The organism is Streptomyces sp. NPDC044002 (genome assembly GCF_056434525.1).
Genome location: NZ_JBWKEZ010000014.1, coordinates 1 through 20,215 on the forward strand (window position 1 = coordinate 1; position 20,215 = coordinate 20,215).

The 20,215-nt window shown below is 74.2% G+C and carries 23 protein-coding genes; 7 read left to right on the top strand and 16 right to left on the bottom strand.

Features of this window, described 5'->3' with window-relative positions:
- Positions 1-315 precede the first annotated feature (315 nt).
- Together AC07A6_RS13105 and AC07A6_RS13110 are read right to left on the bottom strand one after the other, a co-directional pair.
- Complete coding sequence (locus AC07A6_RS13105; protein ID WP_478777140.1) at positions 316-2,307, bottom strand: FUSC family protein; 1,992 nt, start codon at positions 2,305-2,307, stop codon at positions 316-318.
- A gap of 71 nt (positions 2,308-2,378) precedes the next feature.
- A complete protein-coding gene (locus AC07A6_RS13110; RefSeq protein WP_478777141.1) occupies positions 2,379-3,206 on the bottom strand; it encodes a hypothetical protein in 828 nt (275 codons plus the stop codon).
- 164 nt (positions 3,207-3,370) lie between these two features.
- Between AC07A6_RS13110 and AC07A6_RS13115 the strand changes: the two genes are divergently transcribed.
- Positions 3,371-3,784 carry a hypothetical protein gene (locus AC07A6_RS13115; RefSeq protein ID WP_362467049.1) on the top strand — a complete coding sequence of 138 codons (414 nt, stop codon included), beginning with the start codon at positions 3,371-3,373 and terminating at the stop codon, positions 3,782-3,784.
- Between the two features lie 80 nt (positions 3,785-3,864).
- Here the strand turns inward: AC07A6_RS13115 and AC07A6_RS13120 are convergent, their stop codons facing one another.
- The 7 genes from AC07A6_RS13120 to AC07A6_RS13150 all read right to left on the bottom strand — a co-directional run bounded on the left by AC07A6_RS13120 (position 3,865) and on the right by AC07A6_RS13150 (position 7,870).
- Entirely contained in the window at positions 3,865-4,083 is a 219-nt protein-coding gene (locus tag AC07A6_RS13120) for a hypothetical protein (protein ID WP_362467048.1), read from the bottom strand.
- Positions 4,084-4,140: 57 nt separating this feature from the next.
- Entirely contained in the window at positions 4,141-4,497 is a 357-nt protein-coding gene (locus AC07A6_RS13125; protein WP_362467047.1) for a hypothetical protein, read from the bottom strand.
- A gap of 72 nt (positions 4,498-4,569) precedes the next feature.
- Entirely contained in the window at positions 4,570-5,172 is a 603-nt protein-coding gene (locus AC07A6_RS13130) for a class F sortase (RefSeq protein WP_478777142.1), read from the bottom strand.
- A gap of 209 nt (positions 5,173-5,381) precedes the next feature.
- On the bottom strand, positions 5,382-6,392 hold the full coding sequence (locus AC07A6_RS13135; protein ID WP_478777214.1) for a PucR family transcriptional regulator: 1,011 nt from the start codon (positions 6,390-6,392) through the stop codon (positions 5,382-5,384).
- Positions 6,393-6,556: 164 nt separating this feature from the next.
- The gene (locus AC07A6_RS13140) at positions 6,557-6,802 is read right to left on the bottom strand and encodes a hypothetical protein (RefSeq protein WP_362467045.1); all 246 of its coding nucleotides are present in this window, start codon (positions 6,800-6,802) and stop codon (positions 6,557-6,559) included.
- Between the two features lie 48 nt (positions 6,803-6,850).
- Positions 6,851-7,612: a CbtA family protein gene (locus tag AC07A6_RS13145; RefSeq protein ID WP_478777143.1), complete on the bottom strand. Its 762-nt coding sequence runs from the start codon at positions 7,610-7,612 to the stop codon at positions 6,851-6,853.
- Between the two features lie 42 nt (positions 7,613-7,654).
- Complete coding sequence (locus AC07A6_RS13150; RefSeq protein WP_125813272.1) at positions 7,655-7,870, bottom strand: CbtB domain-containing protein; 216 nt, start codon at positions 7,868-7,870, stop codon at positions 7,655-7,657.
- A 244-nt stretch (positions 7,871-8,114) separates the two neighbouring features.
- On the opposite strand from AC07A6_RS13150, the gene AC07A6_RS13155 reads away from it, so the two are divergent.
- Entirely contained in the window at positions 8,115-8,558 is a 444-nt protein-coding gene (locus AC07A6_RS13155) for a histidine phosphatase family protein (protein WP_478777144.1), read from the top strand.
- 80 nt (positions 8,559-8,638) lie between these two features.
- On the opposite strand, the gene pucL is transcribed toward AC07A6_RS13155, so the two are convergent.
- Positions 8,639-9,556, bottom strand: coding sequence for a factor-independent urate hydroxylase (gene pucL, locus AC07A6_RS13160; RefSeq protein ID WP_362467041.1), 918 nt, complete (start codon positions 9,554-9,556; stop codon positions 8,639-8,641).
- Positions 9,557-9,826: 270 nt separating this feature from the next.
- Complete coding sequence (locus AC07A6_RS13165) at positions 9,827-11,188, bottom strand: aminotransferase class III-fold pyridoxal phosphate-dependent enzyme (RefSeq protein ID WP_478777145.1); 1,362 nt, start codon at positions 11,186-11,188, stop codon at positions 9,827-9,829.
- 458 nt (positions 11,189-11,646) lie between these two features.
- Here AC07A6_RS13165 and AC07A6_RS13170 point away from each other — a divergent pair, with 458 nt between their 5' ends.
- Positions 11,647-12,075 carry an ATP-binding protein gene (locus AC07A6_RS13170; RefSeq protein WP_362467039.1) on the top strand — a complete coding sequence of 143 codons (429 nt, stop codon included), beginning with the start codon at positions 11,647-11,649 and terminating at the stop codon, positions 12,073-12,075.
- Between the two features lie 105 nt (positions 12,076-12,180).
- On the opposite strand, the gene AC07A6_RS13175 is transcribed toward AC07A6_RS13170, so the two are convergent.
- Positions 12,181-12,978, bottom strand: coding sequence for a SigB/SigF/SigG family RNA polymerase sigma factor (locus AC07A6_RS13175; RefSeq protein WP_478777146.1), 798 nt, complete (start codon positions 12,976-12,978; stop codon positions 12,181-12,183).
- Positions 12,979-13,212: 234 nt separating this feature from the next.
- On the opposite strand from AC07A6_RS13175, the gene AC07A6_RS13180 reads away from it, so the two are divergent.
- Positions 13,213-13,605: a TOBE domain-containing protein gene (locus AC07A6_RS13180; protein WP_007265105.1), complete on the top strand. Its 393-nt coding sequence runs from the start codon at positions 13,213-13,215 to the stop codon at positions 13,603-13,605.
- Between the two features lie 52 nt (positions 13,606-13,657).
- Here AC07A6_RS13180 and AC07A6_RS13185 read toward each other — a convergent pair whose 3' ends face one another.
- Both AC07A6_RS13185 and AC07A6_RS13190 read right to left on the bottom strand, forming a co-directional pair.
- The gene (locus tag AC07A6_RS13185) at positions 13,658-14,290 is read right to left on the bottom strand and encodes a hypothetical protein (RefSeq protein WP_478777147.1); all 633 of its coding nucleotides are present in this window, start codon (positions 14,288-14,290) and stop codon (positions 13,658-13,660) included.
- A gap of 29 nt (positions 14,291-14,319) precedes the next feature.
- Complete coding sequence (locus tag AC07A6_RS13190) at positions 14,320-14,952, bottom strand: TetR/AcrR family transcriptional regulator (protein WP_362467035.1); 633 nt, start codon at positions 14,950-14,952, stop codon at positions 14,320-14,322.
- 96 nt (positions 14,953-15,048) lie between these two features.
- Between AC07A6_RS13190 and AC07A6_RS13195 the strand changes: the two genes are divergently transcribed.
- Together AC07A6_RS13195 and AC07A6_RS13200 are read left to right on the top strand one after the other, a co-directional pair.
- Entirely contained in the window at positions 15,049-16,092 is a 1,044-nt protein-coding gene (locus tag AC07A6_RS13195; protein WP_478777148.1) for an aldo/keto reductase, read from the top strand.
- A 131-nt stretch (positions 16,093-16,223) separates the two neighbouring features.
- Positions 16,224-17,441 (top strand): FAD-dependent monooxygenase, encoded by a 1,218-nt coding sequence (locus AC07A6_RS13200; RefSeq protein WP_478777149.1) that lies wholly within the window; start codon positions 16,224-16,226, stop codon positions 17,439-17,441.
- 68 nt (positions 17,442-17,509) lie between these two features.
- Here AC07A6_RS13200 and AC07A6_RS13205 read toward each other — a convergent pair whose 3' ends face one another.
- On the bottom strand, positions 17,510-18,490 hold the full coding sequence (locus AC07A6_RS13205; protein WP_478777150.1) for a LuxR C-terminal-related transcriptional regulator: 981 nt from the start codon (positions 18,488-18,490) through the stop codon (positions 17,510-17,512).
- A 213-nt stretch (positions 18,491-18,703) separates the two neighbouring features.
- Between AC07A6_RS13205 and AC07A6_RS13210 the strand changes: the two genes are divergently transcribed.
- Positions 18,704-19,330, top strand: a complete 627-nt coding sequence (locus tag AC07A6_RS13210) for a hypothetical protein (protein ID WP_478777151.1) — start codon at positions 18,704-18,706, stop codon at positions 19,328-19,330.
- A gap of 181 nt (positions 19,331-19,511) precedes the next feature.
- Here the strand turns inward: AC07A6_RS13210 and AC07A6_RS13215 are convergent, their stop codons facing one another.
- Positions 19,512-20,150, bottom strand: a complete 639-nt coding sequence (locus tag AC07A6_RS13215) for a TetR/AcrR family transcriptional regulator (RefSeq protein ID WP_478777152.1) — start codon at positions 20,148-20,150, stop codon at positions 19,512-19,514.
- Between the last annotated feature and the right edge of the window lie 65 nt (positions 20,151-20,215).

Here is a 20,215-nt window from a genome sequence, read left to right on the forward strand (position 1 = left end):
GCGCCTCAAACGCCGGCGAGGCTGGAATGTGCTGCGCACATCCAGCCCGCGCGGCGTTTGAGCGCACCGGGCGCGCAGCGCCCGGTCCCTCACAGCCTCGCCGGCGTTTGAGGCGCGGGGTCAGGGGCAGCGCCCCTGGGAACGGTGGAAGGGCGGGTAGGGGACCCTCGCCCCGCGCAGCGGCCCACCCACCGGCACCCGACCCACCGGCACCAGCCACGCGAACCGGCCCCGCCCCACACCCGACGGCCGGAGGCTGTCGCAGCGGCGCGAAGCCGGAGAGGCGCCCCGGCGCCGAGCCGCGCGAGCGTCGCGTCAAAAACAGGAGATGGCTCGGGCCGCCGCCAGTTCGTGGTGGACCGGGGACAGGACGCCGGCCTCGTCGGACTCCGGCGGGGCCTCCACCCGCACCGGCATCCGGTCGCTGCGAACCCGCTCGGCGAGCTCGCGGAGCTGCCGCGCGATCCGGTCGACCTCGCCCGCCGCGGGCGGATCGGCGCCGTGGTTGACGCGGACCCGGGCGGCGGTGGTGGCGTCCACGATGCGTTCCACGGCCACCACCAGCGGCCACCACGCCGCCGCCCGGTCCCCCGTCGGCGGCGGCTCGGTCAGGGCCCGCTGGAACTCGCTGCGCACCCCCGACAGGTCGCGGTAGATCCGGCGCCTGGCCTGGAGCCGGGACTGCCGGGCGGCGCGCAGCTCGGCGTCGTCCGCGACGGGGGCGAAGGCCCGCTCCACGTAGCGGGCGGCGTCGTCGACGGCGTCGGCGAGCCGGTCCCCGATGCGGGTGTGCCAGCTCTCGGGCCACAGCAGGTAGCCGGCGACCAGGACGATCGCGCAGCCGATCAGGCTGTCGAGGAGCCGGGGCAGGATGAGGTCGAAGCCCTCGTGGTTGAGCTGGTCCGACAGCAGCAGGATCACGGGGGTGATGGCCGCGGTCTGGAAGGCGTACCCCTTGGCGGAGAACACCGGGATCAGCGCGCCGAGCACCACCATGACCGGTACGTCCCACCAGCCGCGCGGCACCTCGGCGAGGACGGCGGCGGCGAGGACCAGCCCGGCCGCCGTGCCGAGGGCGCGCAGGACCGCGCGGGAGAAGACCGAGCCGAAGTCCGGCTTGAGGACGAAGGTGACGGTCAGGGCCACCCAGTAGGAGCGCTCCACCTCGATCAGGGAGACGAGGGACTGGGCGAGGCCGATGCACAGGGCCAGCCGCAGCCCGTACCGCCAGGAGGCCTCGGACAGCATCATGTCGCGTACCCCGCGCCGGGCCCGGACGCGCAGTGCGGCCGGCCGGCCGAGGCGGTCGTCGACGTTGTACGGGTCCGGTTCGGCGAGGTGCACGATGGCCGCCGCGTGCCGCAGCGCGGAGTCGATGGCCCGTTCGGACGGGGTGTGCGGGGCGGGCAGGCTGAGGACGGGGGTCCCGGTGCGGCCCTCCTCGACGGCCGCGGCCAGCTCCCGTACGGCCGCGGGGATCCCGGCGGGCAGCGGGCGGCCCCGCAGGTGGGCGGCGGGCGCGGCCTCCGCGATCGGGATCAGCACGTTCAGCTGGGCGAGCATCCGCACCAGGGAGGGGCTGCGCCCGTGGACCCGGGCCCGGCGGCCGAGGACGAGGTCGTAGGCCTGGTTGAGGGCCTGGGTGACCTGCTGGCGGCGTTCGTCGTAGACGGCCTGGGGTCCGCCGCACGCTTCCAGGGCGTCGGCCAGTGCCCGGTAGGTGGCGGCGACGGCGGCCCGTTCGGGCTGCCGGCCGCGCAGGGGCCAGGCCAGCAGGGTCAGCACGAGCACGAACAGCCCGCCGGCGGTGAGCAGCAGCGGCGCGGTCCACCAGGGCCGGGGCATCGGCAGGCCGGCTCCGACGACGGCGTTGAGCAGGAGCAGCAGCCCGGACACGGAGGCGACCGTGCCGATCGAGGAGACCATCCCGGAGACGAGGGCGACGAGGGTGAGGACGGCGACGGCGAGCCAGCCCTGCCCGTAGACGAGGGTGCCCACGGCGACGCCGACGGCGCCGAAGGCCTGCGGGACGGCGATGTTCAGGACCCGCATCCGGTAGGCGTCGGCGGTGTCGCCGAACACTCCGGCGAGGGCGCCCATGGAGACGAGGGCGCCGTACTCGGGCTCGTCGAGGGCGAAGCCGACGGCGAGCGGGACGGCCATCGCGATCCCGGCGCGGGCGGCCGCCGCCCAGGGGATCGGCGCGCTGCTGGGCCGCAGTCCCGCGAGCAGCCAGGCGGGGGGAGCCAGGGGGTGGGTCCGGGATCGCCCGGACGGTATGTGCTCGGTGCGTCGTTCGGTGGTCATTCCGCTTCCGTGTCGCCGCTCGCGAATCGGTCGTTCTGGGGAGTTCTGCGGAGGATGGGTACCTTCCGAGCTTATGGGGTGCGGCGGAGCCGGCCCACCAGCCATGCGGCGAACGCGGTGGCCAGGCCGAGGGCGAGCACCACCCAGGCGGTGGTCCGAAGGAAGGCGGTGAGCGCGTCGTACACGGCCGCGGCGGCGGGCCGGTCGACGTCGGACGGCAGGTCGTCGAGCGTGATGCGGCGGCACACGCCCACCGCGGCCCACAGCAGGACGGCGCCGACCGCGAGCCCGGCTCCGGTGGCGAGGACGGCCCGCCGGCGCCGGACGGCGACGGCCACGGCCGCCACCGCGAGGAGCACGGTCAGTACGGGAAGCCAGACTCCGGCGATCTGGAGCACGTGGAACCCCTCCCGGAGGTCGCCGAGGTTGTCGTATTCCATGACCTTCACGGAGAGGTGGGTCTCCGGGATGCGGTCGGCGAAGGGCACGCCGTCCGCCATCAGTTCCTCCTTGACCTGCGCGATCACGGGCGCGAGGTCCACGGTGACGGCGTCCCCGTGGCCGGTGTTCAGGGCGTCGAGGAAGGCGGTGTGCGCGGCGCGGTTGGCCGTCTCCCAGGCCGTCCGGTAGGCGGGGGTGCCGGCGAAGGAGCGCAGGGCGTCGCCGAGGAGGGCGTCCACGGCGCCCTGGAAGGGGCCCGCGTCGATCTGCCCGGAGAGTGCCCGGGTGGCCTGGGTGACGACCACTTCCCGCACGGCCGGGTCCTCGGCGAGGGGGGCCATGGCCGCGGTGTAGTGGTCGGCGTCGCCGAGCCGGCGGTCGGCCCAGTACGCGACCGCGCTCGCGGGCACGAGCAGGGCCACGAGCACGATGAGGGCCGCCGACAGGTAGGTGCGCACGTCACCAGGGAAAGCCGGGTGCCGTGCGGGGCGCCACCCCTGCTGCTGCGTCCGGGGGCCCCGGTTCCCTCCGGGAGTGCGGTCCGGACCGCCCGGACGAGTGATCCACTTGCCGCTCCCGGGTGCCGGGTGTGCCCTTGAGGGTGGAAGAGAGGAGCCCCGCCATGGCACATGCGGCACCCACCGTCCCCCGGCGGCACCGCCCGATGACGTCGGCGGACGCGGACCGGCACACCGATCGGAACCGCCTGATCCGTGCGCTGCTCATGGGCCTCGTCTACGGGGTCTGGGCGGCCTTCATCAAGCGCCAGATGGGCCCGGTCGACGCGGGCAACGTGTTCTACGGGATCCTGTGCGGCGTGATCTTCGCGGCCTGCATGTTCGCCCTGGCGCGGGTGGGCCCGAAGCTGAAGCGGGAGCTGCACGCCGCCGCGTACGGGGTCTTCGCCGGCATCGCCGCCGGTTACCTCCACAGCCTGACCAACCAGTCCGTGCTCCGCGCCACCACCGTCGGCCTGTTCGTGGGCCTGGGCGTCGGGATCGGGGCCTTCTACCGCTACTACACGCGGGAGGACTGAGCGCCGCGCACGGGTCCGGCGCCGGTCCCCGCACCCACTGCGAGGGTGCGGGGACCGGCGCCGTCGTGTGCCGTCCGGCGTTACGCCGCCGAACCGGCGGGCTGGTCCTGCTGCGGCTGCTCGCCCGCGGCACCGGACTCGGGCTCGCGCCCGGCGCCGGCGGGCTGCGGGACGGTCCGGTCGGCGGGGGTCCGGTCCGCGCGCGGGCGGTCCTGGCCCTCCTTGCGGGCCGGCGGGGAGAAGCGGGCGGCCTCGGCGCGGAGCATGGCGTTCAGGGCGGCGTACGGGTCGATGGGCATGGCGGAACCTCACGGTGCTTCGGGGGTGTGGGGGGTTGCGTACGCTGCTCGGCCCGCTCAGCAGCGCAGGACCACACTCCGTACCGTCAGCCGGGGCAGGACCGGTGAGGCCGTTCCGTACGAGGCCGGGCGGGCGGGCTCGTACACGTGTTTCACGTGAAACATCCGCTGCGGCAGCCGCCGCGCGACCGGTGCGGCGCGCACGGCCGTCCGCAGGGCCGAGCGGCCGACGGGATCCCCGGCCGGCTCCGACTGTCCCTCGGCGGGGTCGGCCGGTGCCGAGGAGCCGGGACGCGGCTCCGCGCCGGCGGTGGCCGTCGCCGCCGGACCGGCGCCGAACAGGCACAGCAGAGCGACGCAGGCCACCGTCAGGGCCCGCGCCAGCGCCGTCCGCGCGTACCGCGCACCGTTCATGGGGCCTGCATGCCCCGACACGCCGGGCAACTTTCCGCCGGCCCCCGAGAAGCCCCCGACCGGGGGACGAAGTCACCCCCCAAGGCTGACTCGGCCGGTGCGCCGCGGCCCCGTCAGCCGGGCCAGGACGGAGGTCTCGCCGCTGACCAGCCGCAGCCGGGCGAGGCCGGTGTCCCCGGCCGGCGCGGTGACCGCGTGGGGGGAGACCCGCTCGACGGTGAACACGGCCGTACGGTGGTCGGCGCGGGGGATCTCGATGACCCGGCCCCGCCGCAGCCCGGCGAGCGGGAGCCCGTCGCCGGTGACCACGGCGGTGCCGGCGGAGCCCGGAGCCGGACCGTCGGTGTCCCAGCCGGCCGCGCCCCCGCCGTCCTGCGGTCCCCCGGCCAGCGGGAGGTCCACGCCCAGGCTGGGGATGCGCAGCCGCAGCGGCCGTGCGGCCCGCATCGGCGGGACGGCCACCGTCCGGCGGTCCGCGGCGGGGCCGTGCACCCCGGACTGCTCCAGCCCGCGGACGAGACGGCGGTGCCCGGAGAGGCCCAGGGCCCGGGAGGGCAGCGCGTCGGTGACGCTCGCGGCGGCGGGCTCCGCGCCCGAGCTGCCGCGCAACAGGCCGATACCGGTGCAGAGCAGAGTGGTCGTCAGCGCGACGGCGGCCCACTGGGCGCGGGACATGGCGTTCCTCCTGTCCGGCTCGGGCGGCCGGTTCCTGGGAGCAGTGGACCGCTCCCCGCCCGCCCGCACATCGCCGCCCGTACCGCAAATGACGGCGCGTCACGTCCCTTCCGTGCTCCGGCGTCCCTGTCGTCCCAGCTGGCGGCGGGTGCGCGGGCCGTACGCGCCCGTTCGGGCCGCTACCCCCGAACGGGTGAGGAGGCGACGGCCTAGAGCGGCCGGGCCGGCCAGTCCAGCAGGCGGGCGCCGATCACGGCCGTCTGGAGGGTGTAGCGCTGCACGGGGTCCCCCGGGTCGGTCCCGGTCAGCCGGTGGATCCGCTCCAGCCGGTAGGTCAGCGCCCGCACGCTCAGGTTCAGCCGCCGGGCCGCCTCCGCGGCCACGCACCCCGAGTCGAAGTACGCGGTCAGGGTGTCCAGCAGGGGAGCCGCCCCGCCGCGTCCGGCCCGCAGCGGCCCGAGCGCGGCCAGCACCAGCTCGGCCATCGCCGCCCGGTCGCGGGTCAGTACCGGGAAGACCAGCAGGTCGGCGGCGCGCAGCAGCGGGCCCGCGAGTCCGAGCCGGTCCGCGAGGCCGAGTGCGTCCAGGGCCTCCGCGTACGAGGCCGCGGCCCCGGCCGCGCCGGGGTGCGGGCGGCCGAGGGCGACGAGCCCCCGGCCTTCGGACTCCGCGTGCGCCAGGCGTGCGAAGCGGACCGGTATGTCCTCCCGCCCGCCCGGTGCCACGCAGACCAGCCGGCCCTCCTTGGTGGCGATCAGGAAGTCCCGGTCCCCGAAGCAGCCGGCCAGGGCCGACCGGAGCCGGTGCTGCTCCGGGCCCCCGTCCTCGTACGGCACGGGGCCGCGCGCGACGGCCACGGCGTGCGCCCGCACCGGGTCCAGTCCGTAGCGGGCGGCGCGTTCGCCGAGGCGGCCGGGGTCGCCCCCGCCGAGCAGCAGGTCGTCGACGAACTCCCGGCGGGCGGCGGCCTCCCGGTGCGCGGCCGGCCCGTGGGCCCGCTCGTACCCCTCGGCGAAGGCGTCCACGGCCTGCTCCACGACCGCCAGCAGGTGGTCGGGGGCTAGGTGGCCGCCGATGGCGGTGCGGGTGGCGGCGAGGTGCGCGCCGATCAGGCTCCGCAGCCCGTAACCGGCCCCGGCGGCCCGCTCGCCGAGCGTGCGGCGGGCGTCGAGTTCCTCGCGTGCGGGGGGCCGGCCGGTGGCCGCCGCGTCCGCGAGCATGCGTACGTACCCGTCCAGATACTCCTCGGGTATGTCCCGCCCTGAACCCACACCAGCTCCCCGGTCCGCTCCGCTCGAAAAAGGACCGCCATTCTCCCCCGGACCAAGATCAACTTGATCGGGAGGGCGTCGTTCCGGTCGGCGGGGCGGGAGTTGAGGAGGGATCAGACCACCACGAGCGCCACCGCCGCCGCCCCCATGAGGGCGGCGGCGAGGTGCATCGCGGGGTGGCCGTAGTCCCCGAACCAGAGCTGCCGGGCCAGCCCGCCGAGGGCGGCCAGGGCGCTGATGACGCCGATCTGGGCGAGGAGGGTGGCGGCGGTGAAGGGGGCCAGGACCAGCAGTACCGAGTTCAGCCAGAACGGCGCGGCACCGGTCCAGCCCCGCCATTCCCGGATCGCGTACTGCATCGCCGGATCCCACCTCCACACCCGTCACACGCGCAACAGGTGTCGCGCTCAACTCGTCGGCTGTACAGCCTCCTTGGGTGTGGCGGCCGGGGCAAGAGCGCGTTCGGCTAGAAAACCGAAGGCCAGGCCGAAAGTCGTCCACAGCGCTGTCTGGATGGCCAGCGACGCGAGACGGAACTGCCAGATCAGCGCGGCCGGGAAGTCGGCGGGCACCTCGTTGATCCCGGGCAGCAGCGCGTACGAGACGCCCACCGCGGCCGCGAAGGCCAGCGCGGCGACGACCGAGGCGTTCCAGTTGCCCAGGCGCGGCGCGAGCCGCCGCCCCAGGATCAGCGCGCCCGCCGCCAGCAGCGCGCTCAGGGCGATCATCAGCAGGTAGAGGGCGGTCCGCCGGGCGGCCGTGTCGGGGTCCCCGACGGCCGGCGGGTTGGCGGGGTACTTGAAGAACGGCACCAGGGTCACGGTGACGAACAGGGCGCCGGTGACCAGGGCCGCCGTGGACCGGGCGCCGAAGCGGCCGATCCGGCCCAGGGCGAAGCAGTAGACGAGCGCGGCGATGCCGCCGAGGGCGGCCCCGTACAGCAGGACGCCGGTGCCGAGGCCGGCCGTGGCCTGGAGGGCCCGGCTGACCGGGGCTTCCTCGGCGCCGTGGTCATGGCCGGCCGCGAGTCGGCCGGCCTCCTCGATGGCGATCGCCGCGTCCACCTTGGACTCGCCGAGGAGGTACGCGACGAGGAAGGCGGCGACACCCGCGAGCAGGCCGGCCAGCATGCCCCGCACCAGCAGGACACGGGGGGAGACGGTGTTCACGCATGAACCCCTTGGGTGATCGTGAGGGAGATCGGAAAGGGGTCAGTGGCAGGGGAAACCGAGCAGGTGGCGGCCGTCGTGCAGCCATTCGTGGACGGTCTCGCCCTGGAACACGGCGGTGGCGCCCTGCTCGATGCCGACGAAGTACAGCAGGACGAGGGCCAGGACCGCGGCGAAGGCGGCCCAGGGCGCCAGCGCGGAGAGGGAGATGGGGGCGACGGCGGCGGGCGCCGAAGCGGACACGGCGGTGTGGGCCATTGCAGAACCTCCAGGGGGAACACGCGTCCCGGTCAGTGGTGCTCTGTGTTCGAAGGCGGCGGGTCTGACTTCCCTCCCAGGGCGCTGCGGGAGGGTTCACAGTGGCGCGACCGTGCCGGATTCTCACCGGTGCTTCCGTCAGGCCTTCGTCATGTCGTCCGAGACCGTACCGCGCTCGTGGCTTGAACACCACGGCGCGTGGCCGACGTTCCGCGCCCCCGGGCGTGCGCTCTACGCTCCCCGCATGCCAACCGTACGCGTACACCTCGCCACGCTCCCGCTCGACGACGCCGCCCGCCAGGGACGGTTCGGGTACGGGGAACCGTGCCCCGGCCACCCGGGTCTCGCCGGGCCGGCCATGGGCGACTGGGCGGGCCGCACCCTCGAAGAGGTGGCCGCCGAGGACCCGGAGGGCATCCGGCGCTGGCTCACGGACCCGGGCTACGCGCCCCCGGGCGGCGGGGAGCCGGTGGCGGCGCTGATCACCCGTACGGGCGAGTACCTGGCGGGCCTGGGCCCGGGCCGGCACCACGCGGTGGTCGCGCAGGCCGTCGTACGGGCGGCGGTGGTGGCCGCGCTGGAGCTGCCGGCCGCGGTGTTCTGGCGGCTGGACGTCCGGCCGGACACCGTGACCTCCCTCAGCGGACGCGCGGGCCGCTGGAACCTCCTCGTCGGGCAGCCCCGGTAGCGCCCGGCGGGAGAACGCCAACGGCCCGGACCCCGCGACGCGGTCCGGGCCGTTGCCGGCGGAAGGCGGAAGGGGCCGTCCTAGGCGACGATCCAGTCGGAGGTCGCGATGACCGGCTGCACGCCGTCACGGTGGACGGTGCCCTCGATCAGGCCGTACATGCGGTCCGCGGCGAAGTACACCTCGTTGTCGTTCTTGAGGCCGAAGGGCTCCAGGTCGACGAGGAAGTGGTGCTTGTTGGGCAGGTTGAGGCGCACCTCGTTGACCTTGGGGCAGTTGTCCAGCACCCGCTCGGCCATCTGGTTCAGGGTCTGCTGGAGCGAGTAGGAGTACGTCTCCGCGAACGCCTCCAGCATGTGCTTGCGGACCTTCTTGTACGACTGGTCCCAGTCGTGGCCGGCGTCGTCGGCGGCCAGCGCCGAGTGCGCCCAGCGGGAGGTGACCTTGGTCGCCAGGATGCGGTCGTACGCCTCCTGGAGGGTCGTGTACTTGTCCTTGATGAAGCCGTGGAACTCGGAGTTGGTCGAGTTCATCACCGTCAGGTCCTTCAGGCCCGAGATGACCTGGAGACCGGTGGTCTCGCTGTAGGTGATCTGCGCGGTGCGCACCTCCTGGCCCTTGCGGACGAAGGAGTGCTGCTCCTTGCGGGTCGGGACGGGGATCCGCTCCCAGGCGAACTCCTCGATGCGGATCTGCGCTTCGCGGATCGGGGACTGCGAGGAGACGAAGTGCTTGGCGAGGAGGATGCCGAAGGCCTCGGGGGAGGCGATGCCGTGCTCCTTGCCGAAGGCGTACACCGTGTTCTTGGTGGTGTCGGTCGGCAGGCAGTTGGCGTTGTCGCCGGTGAGGTGGACGTCGCGGAACTCGCCGCGCAGGGCCACGGAGACGTTCAGGTCGCGGATCTCGGCCCAGGAGCCGTCGCTGCCCTTGCGGGTCACCACGACGATGCGGTTCTCGGCCTTGCCGTACTGGTTCTGGCCCAGGACGTGCTTGCTCATGCTGTCTTCCTTCGGGTACTCGGGAACACGGAGTCCGTTGTTCTGGATCCCGTACGCCCGGCGTCCAGCGCCCGCCCTCCTGGAGGACGTCCCGCTCCCCGCCGTTCGGCCCCGCAGGACCGCCCCGGGACTGACGTGCATCCCGGTCCGTAGGTGCTGATTCGTACTGAAGTACTGACGGGATTGCACCATGTGTACGGCGGGTTAACCACCGCACGGAACATCCGAACACCAGCACCCACGGATTGGGCGACCGCACAAGCTCGCAGGTCAGGACATGTGCGCATCCGTGACCGACAGGGCCTCGTCGAGGATCGCCAGTCCCTTGGCCACGTCGTCGGCCGAGATGTTGCAGGGCGGGGCGACGTGGATGCGGTTCCCGGCGAGGAGCGGCCACAGGCCGCCCTTTTTCAGGGCCGCGCCGAAGGCGCCCATCGGGGCGTTGTCGGCGCCCGAGGCGTTGTACGGGACCAGCGGCTCGCGGGTCTCCGCGTCCTTCACCAGCTCCAGGGCCCAGAAGGTGCCCATCCCGCGGACCTCGCCGACGGAGGGGTGGCGCTCCGCGATCTCGCGCAGGCCGGGGCCCAGCAGCTCGGCGCCGGTGCGCGCGGACTGCTCGACGATGCCCTCCTCCGCCATGGTGTTGACCGTGGCGACGGCGGCGGCGCAGGCCAGCACGTGTCCCGAGTACGTCAGACCGCCCGGGTAGGGCCGGCGGGCGAAGGTCTCGGCGATGGCGGCGGAGATGGCGACGCCGCCGAGCGGCACGTAACCGCTGGTGATGCCCTTGGCGAAGCAGAGGAGGTCGGGGGTGACGTCCCAGTGGTCGGCGGCGAACCACCTGCCGGTGCGCCCGAAGCCGACCATGACCTCGTCCAGGATGAAGACGATGCCGTAGCGGTCGCAGAGCTCGCGCACGCCCTTGAGGTAGCCGGCCGGGGGCACGAGCACGCCGGGGGCGCCGCCGACGGTCTCCAGGATGATCGCGGCGATGGACTGCGGGCCCTCGAAGACGATCGTGTCCTCCAGGTGGCGCAGCGCCCGCTCGCACTCCTCCTGCTCGGTGGTCGCGTGGAAGGGCGAGCGGTAGAGGAACGGGCCCCAGAAGTGGACGACGCCGGCCGTCGCGCCGTCGTTGCCGAAGCGGCGGGCGTCACCGGTGAGGTTGATCGCGGTGGTGGTCGCCCCGTGGTACGAGCGGTACGCGGACATCACCTTGGGCCGGCCGGTGTGCAGCCGGGCCATGCGTACGGCGTTCTCCACGGCCTCGGCGCCGGCGTTGGTGAAGAAGATCTTGTCGAGGTCGCCGGGGGTGCGCTCCGCGATCAGGCGCGCCGCCTCGGAGCGGACGTCGACGGCGAAGCCGGGCGCGAGGGTGCAGAGCCTGGTCGCCTGCTCGGCGATGGCTGCGGCCACCTTGGGGTGCTGGTAGCCGATGTTGGTGTAGACGAGCGCGCTGGAGAAGTCGAGGTAGCGGTTGCCGTCGTAGTCCCAGAAGTAGGAGCCCTCGGCACCGGCCACGGCGAGCGGGTCGATGAGCTCCTGGGCCGACCACGAATGGAAAACGTGGTTTCGGTCTGCTTCTTTGACTGCGTCTTTCACGGCCGCGAGGGCGTCGGCTTCTGCGTTCATATATCGAGGGTAGTTGTCCAGGATGTGGACGCCGGGGTGCCTCGGTCACGACACCCCGCGCGGGCGACTTGACGGATCCCGGGGCGGGTCCTCGACTGGTCCGGACCACGCGCATAGCGTCCGTCGGACCGGCCGCTCCACGGGGGAGAACGGCGGAAAACCCGAGGTGGGAGCCCTTTGCGGCCCCACGCGGCGCGTCGGGGGCGGCCCCGGGCCGCCCCGGCGCGCCCCCCGGTCGCAGTCCGTCCGCCGTCGAGGCCCCTTCGAGCCCGACCGGGCCCGGGGCGGCGGAGGGGACCCTCCGCGACCCCCGTACGGTCCCGCCGCGACCCCTCGCCGCCGCGCGTCACGCTCCGGACACCGGCTCGGCAGTAGCGTGGGGTCCGCGCGGGATTTGTCCGTCCCGGCCGGGGGTAGGTGCGGCGCCGGGGGGAGCGGTGTCGGAGACGGGAGAGCCTGTGGCGGAGCAGACGCGGCGGCTGGTCCTGGGCGGCGCCACGGCAGGGGTCGTGGCCCGGTGCCGGGACTTCACCCGGAGGGCCCTCACCGACTGGCTCTGGCCCGAGGGATCGGAGGCCGAGGAGGACCTGCTCCTGCTGGTCTCCGAAGTGGTCACCAACGCCTGCCTGCACGCGGGCGGCCCCCGCGAGCTGGTGCTGCGCAACGGCCTCGGCCTGCTGCGGGTCGAGGTGAGCGACGACAGCCCCGAGGTGCCGGTGCGCCGGGCGGCCCGGGACCGCTCCCGGCCGGGCGGCCACGGGCTGGTGCTGCTGGAGCGCCTCGCGAAGAACTGGGGTGCCGTGCCGGCGGCGGACGGCCGCCCCGGCAAGACGGTCTGGCTTGAGGTGACGGCCCCTGAACTCCCCACCGACCTCCCGCGCCCCTGACCCCGCCCCCGCTGCCGCGTATCCCTCCCCGCCCGGGCCCCCGAGCCGCCCGGGCCACCCCCGGTCCGCCCCCGGTCCGGTCCCGGTCCGCCGCGCGGCCTACGCCTAGGCCTCGGTGAGCAGGCCGCAGCGCAGCCGGGTCAGGGTGCGGTTCAGCAGCCGTGAGACGTGCATCTGGGACAGGCCCAGCCGGGCCCCGATCTCGGACTGGGTCAGCTCCTGGCCGAACCGCAGCGACAGCAGCTCCCGCTCCCGCTCGGGCAGCACGGCGAGCATGGGCTTGAGGGCCTCCAGGCACTCGATGCGGTCGTACGCGGGCTCCTCCTCGCCGAGCGAGGCCCGCTCGGCGGCCGGGTCGCGCTCCGAGTCCTCCTGCACGGGTGCGTCCAGGGAGCGCGCGGAGTACGCGCTGGCCGCCTTGCGGCCCTCGCTGAACTCCTCCGGCGTGACGTCCAGCTCCCGCGCCATCTCGGCGTCGGTGGGCTCGCGGCCGAGGTCCTGCTCCAGCGCGTCGTGGGCCTTCGCGCTGTCGATCCGCAGCTCCTGGAGCCGGCGGGGCACCTTCACGGCCCAGCTGGTGTCGCGGAAGAACCGCTTGATCTCCCCGCTGATCGTCGGCATCGCGAAGGTGGTGAACTCGACCCCGCGCTCGGGGTCGAACCGGTTGATGGCCTTGATCAGTCCGACCGTGCCGACCTGGACGATGTCCTCCATCGGCTCGCTGCGCCCGCGGAACCGCCGGGCGGCGTACTTCACGAGACTGAGGTTCAGCTCGACCAGGGTGTTGCGGACGTACGAGTAGTCGGCCGTCCCCTCGTCCAGTTCGGCGAGCCGGTGGAACAGGGTCGTGGAGAGGGCCCTGGCCTCCAGGGTGGCCGCGTCGATGCGCTCGGTACGGTCCATCGCTCTGCGCTCCTCCGACGGAGGGCCCCCGGTAGCGGGCCGAGGTCATGCGCTGGTGGGGCCGTCACCGTCCAGGTGGATATACCCCCCGATACAGGTCGATACCCGCACTTTCTCCTGCCCGATGTTTCACGTGAAACCACCCCTGCGCCAAATCCCCTGGTCACAGGGGTGGTCGCGGCCCGCCGCCGCCCTGATCGCCGCCCGAGCCCGGCACCGCCTACGCTGCGGTGCATGGAGTCCTACACGATCGGCCAGGCAGCGCGGCTGCTCGGCGTCAGCAGTGACACCGCCCGCCGCTGGGCGGACGCCGAGCGCTTCCCGACCCGGCGGGAGGGCAACCGGAGGATCGTCGACGGGCCGGATCTGGCGGCGTTCTGCGTCGAGGTGGCCCAGGAGGCGGGGGAGGACGAGGAGGCCCCGTACACCTCCGCCCGCAATGCCTTCCCCGGCATCGTGACGGGCATCCGGCTGGGCTCGGTCAGCGCGCAGGTGGAGATCCAGGCGGGTCCGCACCGGGTGGTGTCGCTGCTGACCCGTGAGGCGGTGGAGGAGCTGGGCCTGGAGGTCGGCATGCGTGCCACCGCCCGGGTGAAGTCCACCAGCGTCTTCGTCGACCGCACCTGAGACCGGCCCCGGCGAGGCCCCGGCGCGGCCCCGCCCCCACGCGGCCCCGGCCTCAGAGCGGCAGGCCGACCAGCCCCCAGCCCCGGGCGGCGGCGCCCGTGACGACCTCGCCCCACTCGCGCATCAGCGCGGTGGCCCCGTCGAAGGTGTCGGGCCACACCGACCAGTCGAAGTCCGCGGCGGCGACGGGTCCGCGCAGCTCCGCCAGCCGGGGCGCGACGTCCTGCCAGGCGCGGGCGAGCGCCGGCACCTCGTCCGGCGTCCGGCCCAGCAGCAGCTGCGGGCGCCACGGCTCGGGGTCGTGCGGGAAGCCGCGCAGGGCCGGCGGGTCCTCGTCGTCCGGGTCCTCGTCGTAGTACGGCCCGTCCCACACCAGGCCGCCGAGGAAGGCGTCGAGGCCGTCCCGCAGTCCGGGTTCGGCGGAGCCCCTGGCGACCTGCCAGAGCTCGGCCAGCCAGAAGTGCCAGGCGTAGGTGCCGGTCGTCCCGGCGAACCGGTACTCGGCGCACCACGGGACCCCGAGCGGCTGGGCCCAGCCGCTCCGGACCGCGCGGTCGGCCTCTTCGCAGGCGTCGCAGCAGAAGTACGGGTGCACGGCGTCGGTCAGGGCGTCCAGGCGTTCTTCCGCCGGTATCCGGGCGAGGTGTTCCCAGTCGGCCGCGACCACGGTGATGTCCAGTCCCATCGCCGCAGGCTAACAACCGCCGCCGACGGCTACGGGGTTCGTACGAAGGCCCCCGCGCGGGCCGCCGCCACCGCCGCCGCGGCCGCCCGCCGGGCCGCGTCCTCGTCCAGCGGGGCGTCCGTGGTCAGCAGCCGGTAGTACAGCGGGGCGGAGACGGCGCGGACCACCTCGGCGGCGTCGGTGCCCGCGGGCAGCTCGCCCCGCTCGACGGCCTCCCGGACGCAGGGCGCCCACTCCGCGACCCGGACCTCGTAGAACCGGTGCAGGGCCTCGGCGGTCCGGGCGTCGCCCGTGGCCGCGGCGATGACGGCCCTGAACAGGGGGCCCTGGCGCGGGTCGGACAGGGTGCGCCGGACGAGCCGGGCGTTGGCCAGCAGGTCCTCCTCCAGCGAGCCCGTCTCGGTGCGCGGCAGCGACTGCTCGGCCATGTCCGTCAGCAGGTCGGCGACCAGGCCGGCCACGGTGCCCCAGCGCCGGTAGACGGTGGTCTTGCCGACCTCGGCCCGCCGGGCGACCTCGGCGAGGTCCAGCCCGTGGAAGCCCTGTTCGGCCAGCATGTCCCCGGCCGCTTCCAGCACGGCGGCACGCACCCGGGCGGTCCTGCCCCCGGGGCGCACGGTCCCCGGCTCGGTGGCGTCCGGGGCCTCACTCGGCGAAGTCATAACGGGTCTCCGGTTCCATTAGCGGCGGGCGGCTGTTACGTTGGGATCACCTTAAAGGGTCTGCGGTTCCATTACCGCTCACGGGAGGAGTCCGTCATGGAGTACAGGCAGCTCGGCGCGTCCGGTCTGAAGGTCCCCGCCCTCGGCTTCGGAGCCGGCACCTTCGGCGGCCGGGGCCCCCTCTTCGGCGCCTGGGGCAGCACGGACGCCCAGCAGGCACGCCGGCTGGTGGACATCTGCCTGGACGCCGGCATCACCCTGTTCGACACCGCCGACGTCTACTCGGCGGGAGCCTCGGAGGAGGTCCTCGGGCAGGCGGTCAAGGGCCGCCGGGACGAGGTGCTCATCTCCACCAAGGCGGGCCTGCCCACCGGCGACGGCCCCGGCGAGTACGGCACCTCCCGCTCCCGGCTGATCCGGGCGGTCGAGGACGCCCTGCGCCGGCTCGGCACCGACCGCATCGACCTGTTCCAGCTGCACGGCTTCGACGCCGCGACCCCCGTCGAGGAGGTGCTGTCCACCCTCGACCAGCTCGTGCGGTCCGGCAAGGTCCGCTACACCGGTGTCTCCAACTTCGCGGGCTGGCAGCTGATGAAGTCCCTCTCGGCCGCCGAGAAGCACGGCTTCCCCCGCTACGCCGCCCACCAGGTGTACTACTCCCTCGTCGGCCGGGACTACGAGTGGGAGCTGATGCCGCTCGGCCACGACCAGGGCGTCGGCGCCATCGTGTGGAGCCCCCTGGGCTGGGGGCGGCTCACCGGCAAGGTCCGCCGGGGCCACCCGCTGCCGGCCGGCAGCCGGCTGCACGAGACCGCCGACTACGGCCCGCCGGTGGAGGAGGAGCGCCTCTACGACGTGGTCGACGCCCTCGACGAGGTCGCGCGGGAGACGGGCCGGACCGTCCCGCAGGTCGCCATCAACTGGCTGCTGCGCCGTCCCACCGTCTCCACCGTCCTCGTCGGCGCCCGCGACGAGGAGCAGCTGCGGCAGAACATCGGGGCCGTCGGGTGGGAGCTGACCCCCGGGCAGGTGGCCCGGCTGGACGCCGCCGGCCACCGTCCCGCCCCCTACCCGTACTTCCCGTACGAGCGGCAGGAGGGCTTCGCGCGCCTCAACCCGTCGCTGCTGGCGCGGAATTGACCGTCTGGACTTGGCCGGAACCATGGCCGGAACGTGCCCCTGGCGCGTAGGGTCCAGGCGCCCTGCCGCACACGGGGCGTGCCGCCGGTCGCCGACGACCGGCGGTCTGCGGTCGGACGATCGGGGGATCCATGGAACAGGCGAAGAACCGGCGCGTGCTGGTGTCCGGTGCGGGCGTCGCGGGCACCACGCTCGCCTACTGGCTGTTGCGGCACGGCTTCGAGCCCACGGTGGTCGAGAGGGCCCCCGTCCTCCGCGAGGGCGGGTACAAGATCGATGTCCGGGGCGCGGCCCTGGAGGTCGTCAAGCGGATGGGCGTCATGGCGGACGTCCGCCGCGAACGCACCGACGTACAGGGCGGATCCGTCGTCACCGCCACGGGCAAGCGGGTGGCGAGCATGGACGGGGACACCTTCGGCGGGCGCGAGGGGGAGGACGCCGAGATCCTGCGCGGCGATCTGAACCGCATCCTGTACGACCTCACCAAGGGCGAGGCCGAGTACCTCTTCGGCGATTCCGTGGTCTCGCTGGAGGAGGGGCCGGACGGGGTCGAGGCCGTCTTCGAGAGCGGCGGACGGCGGGTGTTCGACCTGGTGGTCGGCGCGGACGGCCTGCACTCCACGACGCGGGCCCTGGCCTTCGGGCCGGAGGAACCCTTCGTCCACGACCTCGGCTACTACGTCTCCATCTACAGCGTCCCCAACCACCTCGGCCTCGACCGGTGGGAGCTGACCTACGTCTCCCCGAACCGGACGGCGCTGACCTACAGCACCGCCAAGGACACCGGGGCCAAGGCCATGTTCCTCTTCGCCTCCGGGCCGCTGGAGTACGACCGCCGTGACCCCGTCGCGCAGAAGCGGCTCCTGGCCGAGGCGTACGAGGGCGAGGGCTGGGAGGTGCCCCGGCTGCTGGCGGCGGTCGGGGACGCGCCCGACTTCTACTTCGACTCCCTCAGCCAGGTCCGGATGGACCGCTGGTCCAAGGGGCGCACCGTACTGGCCGGGGACGCCGCCCACTGCGCCTCTCCCGCCTCGGGACAGGGCACCAGCATGGCCCTGGTCGGCGGCTACGTCCTCGCCGGGGAGCTCGCCGCCGCGGCGGGCGACCACGAGGCCGCCTTCGCCGCGTACGAGAGCGTGATGCGGCCCTTCGTGGACGCCAACCAGAAGCTCGGCCCCGCCAACATCAAGCACATGGTGCTGCGGAGCAAGGGCCAGGTCTGGATGCAGCTGAAGCTGCTCGCGCTGATGAACCGGCTGCCGGGCAAGGAGAAGATGGCGGCGAAGGTCCTGGAGCCGATCCACCGTGCGGCCAACGCCATCACGCTCAAGGAGTACGAGCGCCCCTGACCCCGGGCGTACCCGCTCCCCGCTCCCGGGCCCGCCCCGCCCCGGAGCGCCTCGGCCGCCGGACGCCGTCAGATCCACTCCCGCTGCGCGGCCCGCAGGCCCGCCTCGAAGCGGCTGCCGGCGCCGAGGCGCTTCATCAGTTCGGCCATCATCCGGCGCACCGTGCGCAGGGACAGGCCCAGTTGGCGGCCGGCGGCCTCGTCGGTGAGGCCGCGGCCGAGCAGCTTCAGCAGCTCCCGCTCCTGGCGCGTCAGACCCTGGTCGTCGCGGTCCGGGCTCGCGCCCAGGGGGGTGGCCGACTCCCAGACGCGGTCGAAGAGCCCGGCGAAGCCCGCGACCACGCCCGGTTCGGACAGCTCCACCGCGCCCTTGCGGGTGTTGTCCGGGTCGGCGGGCACGATGACGGTCTTCCGGTCGAAGAGCAGCATCCGCACGGGCAGCGTGGGGACGGTGCGGACCTCGCCGCCGAGGCCTGTCAGCCACTCCGCGTACTCGCGGGTCACGGCGTCGTTGCGGACGCTGTCGAGGTAGACCGTCCGCATCCGGACGCCCCGGCCGAGGGTGTCGCGGTCCAGCTCCCTGCTCGCCTCCAGGCTGGCCCGGGACTGGGCGCCGCCCGGGTTGAAGGTGAGGCACTCGGAGCCGGCTTCGGCGGACAGCTCCCGGATCCGGCTCTGTACGGAGGCCACGCCGAGGAACTGGCGGGCCACGCGCCGGGTCTGGCCGGCGTACAGGTCGGAGTAGGTGGCGAGGGCCGCTGCCATGTCGGCCTCGCAGCGGGCGACGGCCTCCTGCCGCCGCTCCAGTTCGCGCTTGTGGTGGCCGAAGAGTTCGCGCAGGCCCACGGCCGGGTCGCTGGGCCTGAGTTCGTCGTCGAGCGGGGAGCGGTGCAGGAGCCGCAGTTCGGTGAGCTTGGCCAGGGAGGCGCGGACGGCGGCCGCCGGCAGTGCCAGGCGGGAGGCGAGTTCGGCCTCGCCCCAGGTGCGGTCGGCCAGCACGAGTTCGTAGACCGCGGCCGTCCCGGCATCGAGCCCCAGTAGTTCCAGCATGGGCGTTCCCCGTCCGGTCCCCCGCGCACTCTTCCTGCCCGAGCCGCGCCGAAGCGTCCAACTTATGAGACGCCGTGGTGCGATCGCCAGTTCGAGCCGCTCGGGGAGGGGGGTGGCACCGACCTGCCAGGCGGTTCTTCCTGCCTGCGGATCCGCTTCCGTCCGGCGCCGCGCGTGGGTGAGGCTGGACGCGGAGACAAGGAGAACAAAACTGTGGAAAAGACCATCGCCGGCCCCGGCGTCCGCCCTGCCGTCCGCACCCGGCGGGAGCAGCTCCGCAACGGCGGCAGAGGAGCGCTGATCGGTACGGCGTTCGGGCTGATGTGGTTCGTGCTGGGCCGGCCGGCCGTCCACGGCGCGGCCCGTTGGGCCGTACTCGGGGGCGGGCTGGTCCTGCTGGCGGCGAGCGCGGCCGCCGTCGTACGCCTCTTCGTGCTGGCGCGGCGCACCCCCGCCGACGAGCCGGGACTTCCGATGGCGCCCGCCCCGGCCGGCGGGCCGAGGTTCCTCACGGTGGTGCTGGTCCAGGCCGTCGCGCTCGGGGTGGGCAACGGCTTCGTGCGCAACGCCCTGCACCGGCCGGAGCTCATGCTGAGCTGGTCGGCGCTGGTCGTCGGGGCGCACTTCTTCCCGATGGCCCGGAGCCTGAGCGCGCCGGTGCTGCGGGTGGTCGGCGTGGTGATGATCGCCACCGTCGGCCTGGCGGCCCTGGCCGCGCTGCTGCCGGGGGCGACCGCGAACGTCTGGCAGGCGGTGCCGGGCCTCGGCTGCGCGGCGGTGCTGTGGGCGGCGGGGGCGGTGACGGGCCTGCGGGCGGGCCGTCGCAACGCCCCGGCCTGAGACGGCCGGGGAGCCGCCGGGCTCGGGGCCGCCGGACCCAGGGCGGCCGGACCCGGGGCGGCCGGACCCGGGCCCGAAGGCCGGGCGAGGGCTCAGGCCCGGGCGGGCAGGGAGTCCAGCCAGTCGGCGAGCCGCCGGCGCTTGTCGGCCGCCCGTGCCGTGCGGGATCCGGGTGAGTCAGTCACCCGACCGACTGTAGGGGCCCCGCCGCCGGCGGCGGCGGGGTGAAGATCCGGTCCAGGTGGTGGCGCAGCACCGCAATGGCAGAGTCGGGTCCGCGCTGGCCCACCAGGATGCTGGTGCCGAGGGTGCCTGCCATGGCGAGCAGGCCGATGGCCTCCGTGCGCGCGTCGATGTCCGGGCCGGTCAGGCCGGCCTCCCGGGCCTGTGCGAGCAGTCCGGCCAGGGCGTCCTCGGCGGCGTCGGGGTTGTCGATGAACGGCTGCGCGGCCAGCGCCTCGTCGGTGACGGACAGGATCGCGTACGAGCTGTAGAGCAGGTGGAAGGTGCGGCTCTCCTCGTCGGTGGGCAGGGAGGCCAGCAGCAGGGCCTCGGCCGTGGCGCGCGGGCCCGGGGAGGGGCCGGCGGCGGCGAGGCGGGCGCCGACGCGCGCGGTGAAGCCGTCGGTGAGGTGCTGGAGCCCGTAGAGGAGCAGCTTCTCCTTGGTCTCGAAGTAGTACTGCACGAGGCGGAGCGAGACCCCGGCCTCGGCGGCGACGTCGCGCATGCCGACGGCGTGCAGTCCGCGCCGTCCGGCGACCCGGACGAGCGCCTCGGCGATCTGGCCGCGCCGTTCCTCGTGGTCAACGCGTTTCGGCATGTCCTCGTGTCTCCGTCCGTCGCCCTGTCCGTCGCCTTGCCCCCGCCTTGATGATACCGCCGTAC